This window comes from Calidifontibacillus oryziterrae (assembly GCF_000331575.1).
Lineage (GTDB): Bacteria > Bacillota > Bacilli > Bacillales > Bacillaceae_J > Calidifontibacillus_A > Calidifontibacillus_A oryziterrae.
Genome location: NZ_KB223527.1, coordinates 274096 through 289932, shown reverse-complemented (window position 1 = coordinate 289932; position 15837 = coordinate 274096). Strand labels below are relative to the sequence as shown.

Genomic DNA, 15837 nt, shown 5'->3' with positions numbered 1-15837 from the left:
ATACAACCTTAATGGAGGTGGTTTTATCTGAATCGGCTGTTGTGGATGTTATCAATTGCTCAATTTCTTGCAATGCAAGTGTGGTTTAACTTTTCTGCTGTTATGCCTATTGTAGAAAAAGAGTGGGGTTTATCCTCAACTCAATCGGGGATCATTGTCGCCTTTTTCCATATTGGTTATGTTGGGGCTGTCATTTTTTATAGCTTTTTAAGTGACCGCAATAATCCTAAATATTCGTTTATGTATGGAGCGCTTATAGCCGGGGTTTCTGGTATTCTTTTTAGTATACTAGCGCAAGGATTTTGGTCCGCTCTACTATTAAGACTAATTTCTGGCATTGGAATTGCAGGTATCTATGTGCCAGGTATGAAAATTATAGCTCAAACTTCAAGCGAAAGAACACGCGGGGCAGCATTAGGTATATTTGTAGGATCACTTGTTGTTGGTTCAGGTTTTTCCCTGCTTGTTTCAGGATTGTTTATAAATCTTATAGGCTGGAAGGGTGTTATCTTTATTACCTCATGTTCTGCGGTTTTGTCAGCTGCTATAATCTACTTTTCTAAAATTCCTACAAATATACATATCCATAGTCAGCGTTTAAATATGAATCTTTTAAAACGCGTCCTTGTTAAGAAAAATTTATTAGTTAATATTAGCTACACAGGTCACAGTTGGGAATTATATGCTATGTGGGCATGGATAGGACCGTTTATGGTTTATTACTTCCAGACACATGAAGTCACAAATGCGGTTTCTATTGGTAATTTAATTGGTTCACTTGTCGTGATGATTGGTGGAATTGCTACTTTTATTGGTGGCAGGATGTCTGATTATTACGGAAGGTTAAAAACAATAAATCTATTTATTTATATGAGTATTTTCTGTACTCTAACGATTGGGTGGCTAACAGATGTAAGCATGTGGATTTTACTGCCGCTTGTATTTATATATGGATTTACAATTATTGCTGATTCACCGATATATAACACCGCGATTACAGAAGTGTCTGATCCTGAGACGATTGGAATTGCACTTGGGATACAATCTGTGATGGGGTTTAGCGCTACGATATTTTCTCCGATGATTTTTGGGGTTCTACTCGATAATTTCAATTGGGGAGTAGCCTTTACGTCCATTGGAGTGATGACGATTGTAACACCAATTTGTATTTTGTTATTGAGAAAACGAATAGAAATAGCCGGAGTAAATCATTCTGTTTAAAGTCTCTCTTTATTGAGGGGCTTTTGTTATGCGTAAAGGGTTACTTTTTTTGTCACATTTTGTTCTATAAAACTATAAAATTAGTTTTATAATAATATCGAGGTTAAAAATATTAAATGGGCGGTAATGTTATGTCTAAAACTTGGTATCCTGTTATTGACTACGAAAGATGTACGGAGTGCGGTGTCTGCATCGAGAAATGCAAAAATGGAGTATATGATCTAATGAAAGTACCAAAACCTGTCGTTATTATTCCGGAGAACTGTATTCATGGATGTCACGGGTGTGGGAATCTCTGTCCAACAGAAGCTATTAGCTATGTGGGAAATCAAAGAGAAAATAGTGGATTTTGTGGTTGTTCATGTGGTAATGAAGATGGAGGATGCTGCTAATGCCTGATACAGATACTTTAAAATCCAAGAAGAATACAGCTTTAAAAATTGTATTACCCGTTATACTTATTTGTATTGTATTTGGCATATGGGCTATGAAAAATAAGGAAAATGATATGAACTATGTAAATATTGAAAATACTGACTTTACCTTGCTTGTTACGGAAAAGATAGATCTTGAAAAGTTAAAGTCTTATGGGTTCCCTATTGTAATTGATTTTGGGGCCGACTCCTGTGTTCCGTGTAAAGAAATGGCCCCGATATTAAAAGAATTAAATGAAGAATTACAAGGAAAAGCAATAATTAAGTTTGTTGATGTATGGAAGTATCATGAATTGGCTGATGATTATCCGATAAATGTGATACCTACACAAATTTTTATTGATGCAAAAGGTAAGCCGTACAATCCAAAAAATCCTGAAGCTATACAGATGAAACTTTATTCACAGAGAGATACAGATGAGCATGTTTTTACAACTCATGAAGGTGGGATGACTAAAGATCAAATCATGACTGCATTGAGGGAAATGGGGTTGGAATAATGGATGTTATGGTGAACCAGTGGCTTGAAACTATATCAACTTCTATTTTTGCAAATATGTGGATGGCCCCACTTTTGGCTTTAGTTGCAGGGATACTTACTTCCGTTACTCCCTGTGCACTTACGAGTGTACCTCTTGTTATAGGTTATGTAGGCGGCATAGGAGAAAGAGATACAAAAAAGGCCTTTTGGCTGTCAGCAGTGTTTTCTTTGGGTATGGCTTTTACTTTCACTACTTTAGGTACAGCTGCCTCGCTACTTGGTAGACTTATGCAAGGAGCAGGTTCTTGGTGGTATATACTTCTTGGTGTACTTATGCTATTAATGGCATTACAGACATGGGAGATATATAACTTTATCCCATCTTCTTATGCAATCAGCAAGAATAAAAAACGTGGTTTTGGGGGAGCGTTTGTTGCAGGAATTTTAGGAGGCTTTTTCTCATCTCCATGTGCAACGCCTGTCTTAGTTGTACTGCTAGCCATAGTGGCAAAGGAAGGAAGCCTTATATGGGGAATAATGCTTTTACTTCTATACTCTATAGGACATAGTTTTTTAGTGTTGATTGCAGGAACATCAGTAGGTTTTGTACATAAGCTATCATCAAGTGAAAAGTATGGAGGTACAAGTAATATTCTAAAAATTATCATGGGAACATTTATTATGCTAATTGCACTTTATATGTTTTATATAGGATTTTAAGAATAGTAAATCAAAATTAAAATATCGATATGATAAATATCACAAATATTCAAAATATATAGAAAATTGTTACAAAAATGTGTATAATATGTATAAATGTAATTGTTTCCAATATTTTATTAATAGTTATTCCTATTTCATAAATATATAAGCATATAGTAATATATTAATATTTTATTAATATTTAATATCTCCGAGTATTTAAATCCTAAAGTAATAAAATTATTACTATGGACGAATACCGTTAGGGTAGAGTTAGAAATAACTTTGCCTCCCGTTTTGGAAAGGAGATAGAACGTAAAATATACGAGGGGGAAAAGTTGTGGGAGAACAAAAAGCGAAGGAAGAAGGTCAATTAATCACGCGTCGAAACGCAATGAAAGTATTAGGGGGGAGTGTGGCATTAAGTGCACTATATTTAGCAGGTTGTACAGCTGAAGAGACGGAAAAAGTTGAGCAACCTAAGTCCGATCCAGACGGTTATCCAGTTACAAAGATTGCTAACTTGGCAGATATCAAGGTCAATGAACCGATTACATTTGATTATCCTTTAAAAACACAAAGTAATTATTTATTAGATTTAGGTGTAGAGGTTCCCGGTGGTGTTGGTCCAAACAAGAGTATTGTTGCCTATAATCGTGCTTGTCAACATATGGGATGTCCTTCAAATTACGACGATACAAGAAATACATTCTTCTGCCCGTGCCATCAAACAGTGTATGATCCGTCCTTTAATGGAAGCGTTGTCATTGGTCAAGGGAAAGCGTCTTTACCTCGTATTTTACTAAAAGTAGAGAATAATGAGGTTTTTGCAATCGGTGTGGACGGTTTAATTTATGGATATCGTAATAATCTAATGGACGGAGATAGAGTATAAGATTGGGGGGATATTAATGGAAATATTTAAAAATGAGATTACGAGAAGACAAGCGTTAAAAACAATTGGTGCAGCAACACTAGCGGGGAGCGCTACTTCTTTTTTACTAGATAAAGATGTATTAGCAGAAGAGATTACGAGAAATGGATTGAAAGATTCACAATCACTTCCGATTCCACCAGAAACGGCTAAAAAGTTTACAACTGTTTGTCAATATTGTTGTGTAGGCTGTGGCTATAATGTTACGGTTTGGCCGGTAAGTGAATCAAAAACAGATGGTGGATCGTGGCCAAAACCGGTAATGGGAGAACCATGGGCTGGTCCTGAAACAATAGCTGTTACAACGATCGAAGACGTTGAAAGTTATGTATCAATCGTTCCCGATCAAGAATGCGTTGTGAATAAAGGTGATCACTCGATTCGTGGTGGGAATAATGCGCAAGCGATTTATTCAAATAGTAAGCAGCCGTTAACAGATACTGCAAACCGAGTTAAAATGCCTAAAATAAACAAAAATGGGGCGTTCGTTGAAGTTAGCTGGGATGAAGCTCTTGAGTTAATTGCGGATAAAATGGCTGAAACAATTAAAACACATGGTCCTGGCGGAATTGGTATTTGGCAAGCAGACCATGAAACTCCAGAAAATAATTATGTTGGTTGTAAATTTGCATTTTCACCAAAACCTGTTGGCTTATATGATCCTGAATTAACTCCAGAAAAAGGAATACCACATCGAGCTATTCATAATCGACCAAAGTTTGCATCAGAGGTTCCATCTTACGAGGACATTTTTGGCTCAACAGAATTTATGATGTATTCTTATGACGATGCAGAAATTGCTGAAGTTGTTTTATTAGCTGGAGCGAATACATATGAAACAGGCTCTGTTTTATATGACCGCATTTTTACTTCTAGAAGAGACGGAAAAAAGTTAGTTGTTGTTGATCCGCGTAAAACATTAGCATCTAGAAATGCGAAAAAAAATGGCTACCATTTGCAGCTAGTACCAGGAACCGATGTTGTGTTAGTAAACTCGATCATGCACCACATTATCATGAATGGCCTTGAAAACAAAACATACATTCAAAATAGAGTGGATGCGGCTTCATTTAATTCATTGAAGGATGTTGTAACACAAGATAAATATAAACCTGAAAATGTTGAAATGGTGACCGGTGTTCCATCTAGTACCATTAAAGAGGCAGCCGAACTAATAGCAAAAGCAAAAGGTGTTTTAACTATTTTCGAAAAAGGTGTAATTTGGCAAGGATCACAAAATGACGAAGTTGTCGGAGTTTATGCGAATTTAAACCTTATTACCGGCAATATTGGAATTGAAGGCGGTTCGATTGGCCGTCAAGGTGGTCACCAAGAGGCGATTCTAAATGGCGTTCCACATCCAGTAGCAGATTCTAAAGACCGCCCAGATGTATGGGATTCTGTTGTAGATGGAAAAGTCAAATTGTTGTGGGTAATCGATTCAAATCCAATGTCTACGACACAAAATGTTAATGAATTCCGTAAAGGTTTAGAAAAGTTAGATTTTATGGTCATTAATGAAATTTATGAAAATGAAACATCAGAGTTGGCAGATGTAATCTTACCATCAGCTGCATGGGGTGAATGGGATTATTTACGTGTTAATCTAGAAAGGCGATTAAGAATGTATTCTAAATTTATGGATGCGCCTGGAGAAGCAAAGCCTGATTGGGAAATTATCGCAATGGTGGCAAGAAAATTAGGCGAAAAACATGGTTTAATTGATGCAAGTGCGTACCAATGGAAATCTAGCTCAGATGTATTTGAAGAATATAAGCTAACCGGTGATGGGAAGCATTTGGGTCTTGATTTAGTCGATTATGAATGGATTCGCAATCTTGGAACGAGTGGAATTCAAATACCATTAGTGAAACAAGGTAGCGATATTATTGGAACACCACGACTTTATACAGAACATTTTGCAACGGAAGACGGCAAAGCAAGATTACAGCCTTATGATCAAAGTTGGGAAGGCGATCTACCAACATTTTTACCCGCGGAAATACGCCCTAATGGTGATTATCCATATTACCTTACAACCGTCCGTTATAATGTCATTTGGCAATGTGGGTATACGTTCCGTTGGATTCCACATCTAATTGAGCAATTACCTGAAGTTGAGTTGCAAATCCACCCAGATGATGCGAGTAAAGAAGGGATTCAAGCAGGAGATTGGCTAAAACTTCATAATGAATTAGGTGAACTAGAAGTGGTTGCTGATGTAACTGATGTTGTGCCAAAGGGCGTACTTGCAGTTGTATTTGCATACCCATTTAAATATGTAAATCAATTACAATCAAGTGTACGTTCAAAGCGGAATGGCGCGCATTTTAAAAATACTCACGCTGCTGTTGAAAAGATTGCAAAAAAGCCATTTACAAATAAAACGATGATTGAAAGATATTAATAATTAAGGTGGTGTGATCATGTTATCCAATATAGGTGTGCCAGGGTTGATTTTGATTTTAATAATTGCCTTAGTTATTTTTGGACCTAAAAAACTTCCCGAAATTGGAAAAGCATTTGGTCAAACGTTAGGTGAATTTAAAAAATCAACTAGAGAGCTAACGGCAGATATCGTTGAAGAAGTTAAAGAAAAACACGAGGATAAGAAAGAAAGTATTACTTGATTAAGATATATAAAGGGTTTCACTATACCAAGATGATATATTGTTGACAAAAGTCTCTCTTAATTGAGAGGCTTTTTTATTATTCATTAATTTGCCATCAGTCCTTCAATTTTTCGACATAACTTCGTTTTTTCCCTACAAACTTTACTTGAATTACTGATATTTTTCGACAAATAAATTTATCATAATGAGTTTAGAAATTAATTAATTCTACTATTAAAGACCTAATAAAAAGGGGGTAGCAAATAGTAATTAAGCTGTATTCCATAAAAAACGCACTATTTAAAGGAGGTTAATAAAATGATGGAAGCGCAAGCAGTACATGCAGTATGGGATTACCGCATTGTAATTGATTTGTTTCTTGGTGGTGTAGGAGTAGGTCTTTTCTTATTAGCAACTTATTTTAGTTTTACTGCAAAGGAACGAAATTGGACAGTTATAAAAACAGGATATTTATTATCACCTTTTTTTGTCGGAGCTGGAGTATTAGCTCTAATGAGTGAGCTAGGGAAACCTCTAAGAATGTTTAGTACGTATATTAATTTTAATCCAACCTCGATAACATCATGGGGCGGATATATACAAACATTATTCATTTTGTCAGGTTTTGCGATTATTTATTTTTTATTTAAACAAGGAATTGAGAGTTTAAGAAAAACATCTTTCAAGTCTATTCAGATAGTAGGATTATTATTAGCAGTTGGTACGGGTTTATATCATGGATTGCTATTAGCTTCATTAGGAAGACCACTTTGGATGAATGGTTTAATCCCAGTGTTATTCTTATTATCATCTTTACTAGCTGGAGCAAGTCTATTACTAGTACTTGGAGCTTTTTCAACAAAGGTATTTCATTCAGCATCAGATAAGGCAATTGCCGAAGTAGCTGCAACAATAAAAGGTAAGCCAGATCATACATTAACTTATATGTTTACGATTTTACTTGTGTTGCAAGCAGCATTAATGATTGTTTGGCGAGCAACTTTAAATGCAACAGGTTTAGAAGCAATGAATAATTATCAGTTAATGATTGAACATTATGGAATGATATGGTGGCTAGTAGCCATTGGTGTAGGTTTAGTTGTACCACTAGTTATAAGTGTTTTGTACAGTATTCGAAAAGTGAGCTTTTCCGTTGGAGCTTCCTTTATTTTAATGATTAGTACTTTAATTGGAAGTTATGCATTTAAGCATATTATCATTTATGCAGGTCAATTAAATATCCCTAATCCATTTATGTAAGATTAACCAGGAGGTGTGTTGACATGGGTATAACAAGAAGAACATTCTTGAAAGCTTCTGCTGTAACTGGAGCAGCAGTTGCTGGTATAAAAACAAAAGAGCCATTATTAAAAGCATTTGCTGAAAATAGCAATACAAAAGCTGAGTCTAATGGAAGATGGATTTCGACTAGTTGTCAAGGCTGTACAACATGGTGTCCAATTCAAGCATATGTTGAAGATAATCGTGTAACGAAAGTAAGAGGAAATCCTAATTCAAAAGCGAATGAAGGAAATATTTGTCCACGACCACATTTAGCGATCCAACAAATGTACGATCCAGACCGAATTAAAGTTCCTTTAAAGCGGACAAATCCGAAAAAGGGTCGAAATGAAGATCCACAATTTGTGCCAATTTCATGGGAAGAAGCAATAGATACGATTGCTGATAAATTGCTTGAGCTACGGAAAACAAATGAGACTCATAAATTTGCATTATTACGTGGTAGATATACAGGATTAACGGAAATTCTCTATAAGTCTTTTCCATCAATCTTTGGGTCTCCAAACGGTATTTCTCACAGTGCAATTTGTGCGGAAGCTGAAAAGTTCGGACCTTACTATACTGAGGCGTTTTGGGATTATCGTGATTACGATTTAGCACAAACACGTTATGCTCTTCTTTGGAGTACTGATCCGGTTGCTTCCAATCGTCAAGTCCCACATGCGATTAATATTTGGGGGCAAGTAATGGATCAAGCGAAGGTTGCTGCGATTGACCCACGTTTATCAGCAACTGCTGCAAAGGCTGATGAATGGTTACCTGTTATTCCAGGTGAAGATGGTGCATTGGCAACAGCAATGGCACACGTCATCTTAAAAGAAGGCCTGTGGAGTCGTGAATTTGTTGGAGATTTTGTAGATGGCGTGAATCACTTTGTTCCTGGACAAACAGTTGATGAGACTTTGTTTGTTGAAAATTATACGAATGGCGTTGTGAAATGGTGGAATTTAGAGCTGAAGGATCGTACTCCAGAATGGGCTGCTGAACGGTCCGGAATACCTGCAGAACAAATTACAAGAGTTGCAAAAGAATTTGGAGCTGCAGCACCTCGCGTTATTTCATGGGTATCACCAGGAACAGCGATGCAAATTCGTGGTGGCTATAGTTGCATGGCTGCCCATGCGTTAAATGGATTAGTAGGTTCAGTTCAAAACGTAGGTGGTACTCTAGGTAAAATGAGTGTTCCCAAAAATAGCACCCCTGATTATGCACCATATCAAGATAAAATAGCTGAAGAAGGTTATCATCAAAAGAAAATTGATCGCAGAGGGACACTGGAGTTACCCGCACTTAAAAGTGGTAAATCCGGTGGCGGCGTGGTAACGAACGCTGTCGCTGATAGTATTTTAGAAGAGGACCCTTATGATTTAAAAGTAGTAATTGGTTATTGGAATAACTGGGTATTTTCCTGTACAGGTGCACAACGTTGGGAAAAGGCATTGGAGAAACTTCCATTTTTTGCTCACATCACAACGAATCCTGCTGAAATGACACAATATGCAGATATCGTTCTTCCAGCAGCATTTCATTTGTTTGAAAGATGGGGTGTATTAGATAGTAAATATAATATGCATAGCTATTTAACGATTCAACAACCAGTAGTTAAACCATTATGGGACGTTAAAATAGATGAAACTGAAATTGTGTGGTTGCTGTCAGAGAAACTAGCAGAAAAAGGCTTTCCTAATCTACTAAACTATTATTCAAATGAGTTCAAAGATCCAGAAACAGGTAAAAAACCAACAACACCAGAAGAGTTTGCATTATATGCAACGAAGTATTATTCACATCCAGCGTGGGATCCAACGGTCGAGAAAAAAGGTGATCAACTAAAGGGCTGGGATGATTTTGTCGAAAAAGGTGTATATAATTCTGAGCGATATAAGTACAAAGCTAAATGGAAAGACTTTGGAACAAAAACTGGTAAATTTGAGTTTTATAGTGAAACGTTAAAAGCTGCTTTAGAAGGACATGCAGAAAAGCATAAAGTTTCAGTTGATCAAGTAATGGAAGAGACTAATTATTTAGCGAGGGGCGAACAAGCATTCATTCCACACTATGAAGAGCCATTCCGCTATGGTGACGAAAAGGAATTTCCATTAATTTTTACCGAACATCGGTCACGCTTAAATCGTGAGGGACGTTCCCAAAATGTAACATGGTACCAAGAATTTAAGGATTCAGATCCTGGAGATGAAAAGTGGGATGACGTATTAAAGCTGAATCCAATAGATGCCTTGAAATACGGTGTTAAAACTGGTGACAAAGTAAAAGTTACGTCAGTTAATGCATCGATCGAAGTGAAAGTTAAAGAATGGGAAGGAGTGCGACCAGGGACTGCTGTAAAATGTTATGGACAAGGGCACTGGGCTTATGGAAGAACAGCAACTCTTGATTATCAAAAGAGAATGCCACGTGGTGGTAATAACAATGAAATACATCCATCTGATTTCGATCGTTTAAGTGGTGCTACTGCTCGTCATGGTGGATTAACTAGAATTAAAATTGAGAAAATATAATAGATTTCTATACTAATTGATAGTAGTTAGAATTTTGGAGGTGCTATTAAATGGCTAGATACGGAATGGCAATTGATTTGCACAAGTGTGTTGGTTGTTCAGCTTGTTCCATTGCCTGTAAAAGTGAAAATAACGTTGATGTTGGGATCTTTTGGTCAAATTATAAACATCGAACAACGGGTCAATTTCCGAATGTAAAGTATGAATATATCCCAATGTTATGTAATCATTGTGAAAATGCTGCTTGTGTAAGAGCTTGCCCAACAGGTGCTATGTATAAAGATGAAAACGGCTTAACTCTTCATGATCCTGATAAATGTATTGGCTGTAAATCTTGTATGCAAGCGTGTCCTTACGGTGTGATCAGCTTTAATAAGGACAAACCACACCGTTACTGGCGTGATGAAAATGAAATCATTACAGATGGTACGGCATCGGGTAAGGAAATACAGGAAAAGCTCGGAGTTGAAATCCCTTACTATAACCCTGACCGGGCCGCAACTTATGAAGGTATTCGACCAAAAGGGATTGTTGAGAAATGTACATTCTGTGATCATCGTGTTAATGACGGCTTAAATCCGTGGTGTGTTGAATCGTGTCCAGCGGATGCGCGTACATTTGGTGATCTCGATGATCCGAATAGTGAGATTAATAAACTTTTAGCAAGATATGATAATAAAACATTATTACCTCATAAAGGTACAAAGCCAAAGGTTTTCTATCTAAGAGGCTATAATAACTAAATTGCTCCTCCCTTTTTATTATATATTCTACTCACTAATTGTGCCAAGGCAATTGGTGAGTAGTAACTCAACTCAAGAATAAAAAATTTAAGAGGTCGAACGAAAGTTCAGACTTTTTTTACGAGAGGTGATTTTGAATGAAACAAATTCAAAATGAGGAAAGAGAAGTTATTTACAAGATTTTATCTTCTCTTTTTTATAAACCAACAGAAGCTACTCTTCACTCATTATATAGTCTACAAAATACTTTTTTTGAAATTGATGAAGATCTTTGTCTATTAGCTACCTTTCTGTTGGATGAAGTTAAAAAGCAAAGCCTAGATTCTCTTATACTGGATTTCAGCAAATTATTTGTTGGCTCTTCTCACGTGAAAGCAGCACCTTATGCATCGATTTATTTAGAAGGCAAATGGGAAGTGATGGGTCAAAGCACCGTTAATACTTTTCAATACTATAAAGAGGCTGGATTAGAATTTAAGGAAGGATTTCATGAACTTCCTGATCATATTGCCGTTGAATTAGAGTTTGTTTATTATTTGATTTATAAATATTTAGAAACAAACGATGAGAAATATTTATATATTCAGGAAAAATTTATAAACAATGTTTTAAGTAAATGGGTTCTGTCATTTACAAAGTTAATCGTTGATCATGCTGAAACAGAGTTTTATCGTTTAGTGGCAATATTGTTGGAAAAATGGATTGAAAAAGAAGCAAAAGAATTAAACAAGGTTCCTATGTAAAGAAGAGGTGAAAGGACATGATGGTTGCTGAGAAATGGATTTCACGATGGTTGGAATCGAAGCAATTGACAGTAGATAAGAATCGGTGTACACATGTGAAAAACCACTTATCATCTTGTAATCGTTGTGTTGAATCATGTCCAGCATCTGCCTTAAAGATTGCTGAAAATCTATATGTTGATTTCGAAAAATGTGTCGAATGCATGGTTTGTACAACTGTTTGTCCGACAGATGTTTTTACAGATAAAAATTATAAGAAGTATCTTGAACAAATGAACGGACGAAAAGTTATTGAAATAGCTTGTCAACGGCAAGCAGAGAACAACCAAGGAATAACGATACCTTGTCTTCGATCACTAGACAAGACGATGCTATTATACGCTTTATATCAAAATAAAAAGATTTATATCAAATATAATGAAAAAAAGTGTAAAACGTGTGCGTATAAATTTGAAAATATTTCTTCGGTTATTGAGGAATTAATTGATAAAGTAAGACTCATTAATGGCAGTAAAACCGAATTATATATTTATATAGATGACAAAAGTGTTGGTGAACAACAACAGTTTTCTAGAAGAGAATTATTTTCTTTTTTTACTAATCGGATTCAATCTAATATTGTCTTACCACTAATAGAAGAAGAGGAAGTAACAAATAAGGAAAGAGAAAAAATAATCTTGAGTCAAAAGCGACAATTACTTAAACAGGTTTTACTGAAAGATAGTGCAAATATTAACCCGTTACTTACAGTGGACAACTATAATAGTGCACAAATCATTATAGGTGAGCGATGTACTGGTTGTCTGAAATGTGCATACGTATGTCCAACAGGAGCACTTTTCTGCGAGGAAGATCATGAAATGATGAAAATTAAACAGAATTTACAGGCGTGTGTGAATTGTAGGTCATGTGAAGACGCTTGTGAAAATCACGAATTATCTTTAAAAAATTCAAAAATAGAAGTGAGCGAATTTTTTAATGAAAAGCCTCAGCTAGTTTATCGATTTAACAAAAAACTATGTAGTTGTGGTGAAACAGTGTCCGACAACACGAAAGACTTGTGTGTTGACTGTGAAATTAAACAAAAACAAGAGGAAGCATTTTTGTCATTCTGGTAAACAATCTGAACTATCGAAATATCCCGTAGCTAAAATGTGAGTATCAATTTCATTTAAAAAAAGACATTATATTGCCACAATTAATATAGTGTTTTTTTACGATTTTATTAACAAATGAGGAATGTAATTTAATTATATTTTGAATCGTATATGATAGTAATATACGATTTTTTATCAAGGTGGTTCAAATGAAAAACAACTTCTTCCTAAGGAAACCCATTTCAATTCTTTTATTTGTTTTATTAACTTTTCTAACAGCCTGCTCATCTCATGCTGAGTTACCGTTTGTAAATCTTTATTCGGATCAAGACCCTGATGCAGTAGAACAAATGATTAATGACGATTCCTTAGTATTAGCAATAGCTTCTGTAGTTTCTCCAAAAGAATCGTTAGACCAATATAAAGACTTTATTGTTTACTTAGAGAAGAAATTAGATCGTCCGATAACCGTTATTCAAAAGCAAACGTATGGAGAAGTAAACCAATTGCTTCAGGATGGCAAAGCTGATATTACGATTACATGTTCGCTTGCCTTTCGAATTGGAAAACAAGCAGGGTATCTTGAAGGATTAGCAGCACCGGTTGTGGATGGTGCCCAAATCTATCAATCATATATAATCACAAATATTCATAATCCATACGAAAGTCTTGATGATCTACAAGGTAAAAGATTTGCCTTCGTTGATCCAATCTCATATTCGGGACGTTTATCTGTATTAGACTTATTAAATCAAAAAGATCAAAATGCTGAATTATATTTTGAAGATACTTTTTATACGTATAGCCATGACTATTCGATAAAGGCTGCCGCAAATAACAGTGTTGACGGAGCAGCAGTTGATAGCTTGGTTTTTGACCAATTACTTGCTGAGGATGATATCGATGTTAAAAGTTTAAAAATTATTGGAAAAGGTGAATGGGCAGGGACTCCACCGATTGTAATACATTCTGAACTAGATCCAGCATTAAAGGCTGAATTAAAGGACATTATTTTGTCAATGGATGAGGATTCTACTGGAAAGCGAATATTAACTGATCTTCATGTAGATAAATACAATGAAATAAATGAAGTCGACTATGCAATTATTGATAACTTAATCAAGTTATTAGGTGAACAATTATGAGGAATTGGACTAACCTAATAAAACGGATATATAATTATCTCACAAGTTTTTCAATCGAACTAAAGATATATGGAATGGTTATCTCAGTTATATTACTAGTTACGATTATTAGTCTTTTCGTCGTCCGAATATCGATTACTCAGTCATTAACAAACGAATTAAATGAGAGAGGAAAGTCTATAGCAAGTGATGTCTCCGCACGAAGTGTTGATTACGTCATTACTCAAAATATTTATGCATTAAATAAACTAGTTTCAGATACAGTAGACCATTATAAGGATATTGAATACTTGTTTATACTGAATCCGGACAATACGGTTCTTGTATACTCAACCGAGGATCAAATCATTAGCAACGAATTAATAACCGCTAATCAAATTAAAAAGCAATTCGGTACCTTTATCGAATCACTTGTTGTTTTTCAGTCGGAGAAAGGGATGATAATCGATGTTGCAGCACCTGTAATGACGGATTATGGTGGAACAGTTAGAGTAGGGCTACGATTTGATTCATTACAAGCAGCATTAAATCGGATTACAGCACAAATGGTTATTACAATGCTTGGTGTTTTAGTTTTATCTGGGCTTATTGTACTTGCGTTAACAAGAACGATTACGTACCCGATCACGAAATTAGTTGAACTTACAGGTGCTGTTTCAAAAGGTGATTTAACAAAAAGAATTGAAATTTTTCCTAATGATGAAATTGGAAAGCTAACGAATTCCTTTAATGAGATGTTAGATCATTTGGAGAACTCGGAAAAATCGAAAAAACTTTTTTTTGATGAGATTCAAAATCGAAATAAAGAACTGTTGTTATTGAACGAATTATCCATTGCTACTGTTACATCGATTGAACAAGTGAAACCAATACTCCATCAATTTGTTACACACCTAGTCAAAGAGCTATCACTTAGCACAGGAATTTTGAAGGTGAAATTGTTTGAAAATGAAGAGGTTTTCCAGTACTCCCAAAAATATTGTGTTCATGATTGTATGTATGAGACGTTTCAAATTAACACAGATAATTGTAAGTGTAAATCCAAAATAAAGCCTATAAATCATCAATTTTCGTTAGTTATAAATAACAAAAAAATCGGAGAAATCCAAACCTGTAGCTTTAAAGAAATGGATCCACATTTAATCCAAATTTTAAATTCATTAGCTAAGCAATTATCGATGTTCATCGAAAATGTAAGATTATGGAATGAACTTAAAAAGAAAGAAGAAATTAGAGTAAAGCTGTTAGAAAAAGTCATTCGTGCTCAGGAAGATGAGCGAAGAAGAGTTGCACGAGAACTCCATGATGAAACTAGTCATTCGTTATCATCCATTCTTCTCGGTTTAAAATTAGTGAATGAAGCAAAATCAGACGAAGACCGGTCACAACAAGTTGCTAAATTGAGAGAAATAACCGAAAATACAATGAAAGAGGTACATCATCTTGCTTGGCAATTACGACCAACGATATTAGATAAGTTTGGATTGACGGTTGCTTTAGAAAGGTATGTTGAAGAATATTTAGTAAAATATCCGATTGAAATCGATTTAGTAATTAAGGGGCTTTCAGTAGAAAATTTTCGCTTGAAATCGGAAATAGAAACTGCCATATTCCGTGTTGTCCAAGAAGCATTAACGAATATATCAAAATATGCTAAGGCATCATTTGTTAGTATTATTATTATCGCTAATAAGCAGCAAATTACAATTGTTATTGAGGATGATGGAGTTGGCTTTAAAGCGGATGAAGTACTTGAAAAGACACCATCACAACATAATCTAGGATTACATGGCATGGTTGAGAGGATATCGTTATTAGGAGGATCACTAAATATTGAATCTGCCCTTGGGAATGGAACAACCATTTATGTTAAAATTCCATTAATAGCTGAAGAGGTGGAATAA

At 35.4% G+C, this 15837-nt stretch carries 14 protein-coding genes and 1 riboswitch; all 14 genes read left to right on the top strand.

Annotation, left to right across the window (positions count from 1 at the left end):
* Positions 1 to 45 precede the first annotated feature (45 nt).
* Positions 46 to 1221, top strand: coding sequence for an MFS transporter (locus D612_RS0109925; protein WP_017755313.1), 1176 nt, complete (start codon positions 46 to 48; stop codon positions 1219 to 1221).
* Between the two features lie 131 nt (positions 1222 to 1352).
* Entirely contained in the window at positions 1353 to 1613 is a 261-nt protein-coding gene (locus tag D612_RS19050) for a 4Fe-4S dicluster domain-containing protein (protein WP_071591159.1), read from the top strand.
* Complete coding sequence (locus D612_RS0109915; protein ID WP_017755311.1) at positions 1613 to 2155, top strand: thioredoxin family protein; 543 nt, start codon at positions 1613 to 1615, stop codon at positions 2153 to 2155. Before D612_RS19050 ends, D612_RS0109915 begins: the two co-directional genes overlap by 1 nt.
* Positions 2155 to 2856: a cytochrome c biogenesis CcdA family protein gene (locus D612_RS0109910; RefSeq protein ID WP_017755310.1), complete on the top strand. Its 702-nt coding sequence runs from the start codon at positions 2155 to 2157 to the stop codon at positions 2854 to 2856. Before D612_RS0109915 ends, D612_RS0109910 begins: the two co-directional genes overlap by 1 nt.
* A 179-nt stretch (positions 2857 to 3035) precedes the next feature.
* Positions 3036 to 3162, top strand: a riboswitch (molybdenum cofactor riboswitch).
* Between the two features lie 16 nt (positions 3163 to 3178).
* Positions 3179 to 3733: an arsenate reductase (azurin) small subunit gene (locus tag D612_RS18250; RefSeq protein ID WP_017755309.1), complete on the top strand. Its 555-nt coding sequence runs from the start codon at positions 3179 to 3181 to the stop codon at positions 3731 to 3733.
* 16 nt (positions 3734 to 3749) lie between these two features.
* Positions 3750 to 6179: a molybdopterin oxidoreductase family protein gene (locus tag D612_RS0109900; RefSeq protein ID WP_017755308.1), complete on the top strand. Its 2430-nt coding sequence runs from the start codon at positions 3750 to 3752 to the stop codon at positions 6177 to 6179.
* 19 nt (positions 6180 to 6198) lie between these two features.
* A complete protein-coding gene (gene tatA, locus D612_RS0109895) occupies positions 6199 to 6402 on the top strand; it encodes a twin-arginine translocase TatA/TatE family subunit (RefSeq protein WP_017755307.1) in 204 nt (67 codons plus the stop codon).
* 300 nt (positions 6403 to 6702) lie between these two features.
* Complete coding sequence (gene nrfD, locus D612_RS0109890; protein ID WP_017755306.1) at positions 6703 to 7644, top strand: NrfD/PsrC family molybdoenzyme membrane anchor subunit; 942 nt, start codon at positions 6703 to 6705, stop codon at positions 7642 to 7644.
* 23 nt (positions 7645 to 7667) lie between these two features.
* Positions 7668 to 10205, top strand: a complete 2538-nt coding sequence (locus D612_RS0109885; RefSeq protein ID WP_017755305.1) for a molybdopterin-dependent oxidoreductase — start codon at positions 7668 to 7670, stop codon at positions 10203 to 10205.
* Between the two features lie 50 nt (positions 10206 to 10255).
* Positions 10256 to 10948, top strand: a complete 693-nt coding sequence (locus D612_RS0109880; RefSeq protein ID WP_017755304.1) for a 4Fe-4S dicluster domain-containing protein — start codon at positions 10256 to 10258, stop codon at positions 10946 to 10948.
* Positions 10949 to 11085: 137 nt separating this feature from the next.
* Positions 11086 to 11691 (top strand): TorD/DmsD family molecular chaperone, encoded by a 606-nt coding sequence (locus tag D612_RS18245; RefSeq protein ID WP_017755303.1) that lies wholly within the window; start codon positions 11086 to 11088, stop codon positions 11689 to 11691.
* Positions 11692 to 11708: 17 nt separating this feature from the next.
* Positions 11709 to 12809 (top strand): 4Fe-4S binding protein, encoded by a 1101-nt coding sequence (locus D612_RS0109870; RefSeq protein WP_017755302.1) that lies wholly within the window; start codon positions 11709 to 11711, stop codon positions 12807 to 12809.
* A gap of 188 nt (positions 12810 to 12997) precedes the next feature.
* Positions 12998 to 13933 (top strand): substrate-binding domain-containing protein, encoded by a 936-nt coding sequence (locus D612_RS18240; RefSeq protein ID WP_017755301.1) that lies wholly within the window; start codon positions 12998 to 13000, stop codon positions 13931 to 13933.
* Positions 13930 to 15837 carry a sensor histidine kinase gene (locus D612_RS18740; protein ID WP_017755300.1) on the top strand — a complete coding sequence of 636 codons (1908 nt, stop codon included), beginning with the start codon at positions 13930 to 13932 and terminating at the stop codon, positions 15835 to 15837. Before D612_RS18240 ends, D612_RS18740 begins: the two co-directional genes overlap by 4 nt.

Coding starts and splice junctions, on each gene's coding strand:
- D612_RS0109870 (WP_017755302.1), top strand. CDS start 11,709: ATGATGGTTGCTGAGAAATGGATTTCACGATGGTTGGAATCGAAGCAA.
- D612_RS18240 (WP_017755301.1), top strand. CDS start 12,998: ATGAAAAACAACTTCTTCCTAAGGAAACCCATTTCAATTCTTTTATTT.
- D612_RS0109910 (WP_017755310.1), top strand. CDS start 2,155: ATGGATGTTATGGTGAACCAGTGGCTTGAAACTATATCAACTTCTATT.
- nrfD (WP_017755306.1), top strand. CDS start 6,703: ATGATGGAAGCGCAAGCAGTACATGCAGTATGGGATTACCGCATTGTA.
- tatA (WP_017755307.1), top strand. CDS start 6,199: ATGTTATCCAATATAGGTGTGCCAGGGTTGATTTTGATTTTAATAATT.
- D612_RS18740 (WP_017755300.1), top strand. CDS start 13,930: ATGAGGAATTGGACTAACCTAATAAAACGGATATATAATTATCTCACA.
- D612_RS0109915 (WP_017755311.1), top strand. CDS start 1,613: ATGCCTGATACAGATACTTTAAAATCCAAGAAGAATACAGCTTTAAAA.
- D612_RS0109880 (WP_017755304.1), top strand. CDS start 10,256: ATGGCTAGATACGGAATGGCAATTGATTTGCACAAGTGTGTTGGTTGT.
- D612_RS19050 (WP_071591159.1), top strand. CDS start 1,353: ATGTCTAAAACTTGGTATCCTGTTATTGACTACGAAAGATGTACGGAG.
- D612_RS0109925 (WP_017755313.1), top strand. CDS start 46: ATGTTATCAATTGCTCAATTTCTTGCAATGCAAGTGTGGTTTAACTTT.
- D612_RS0109900 (WP_017755308.1), top strand. CDS start 3,750: ATGGAAATATTTAAAAATGAGATTACGAGAAGACAAGCGTTAAAAACA.
- D612_RS0109885 (WP_017755305.1), top strand. CDS start 7,668: ATGGGTATAACAAGAAGAACATTCTTGAAAGCTTCTGCTGTAACTGGA.
- D612_RS18245 (WP_017755303.1), top strand. CDS start 11,086: ATGAAACAAATTCAAAATGAGGAAAGAGAAGTTATTTACAAGATTTTA.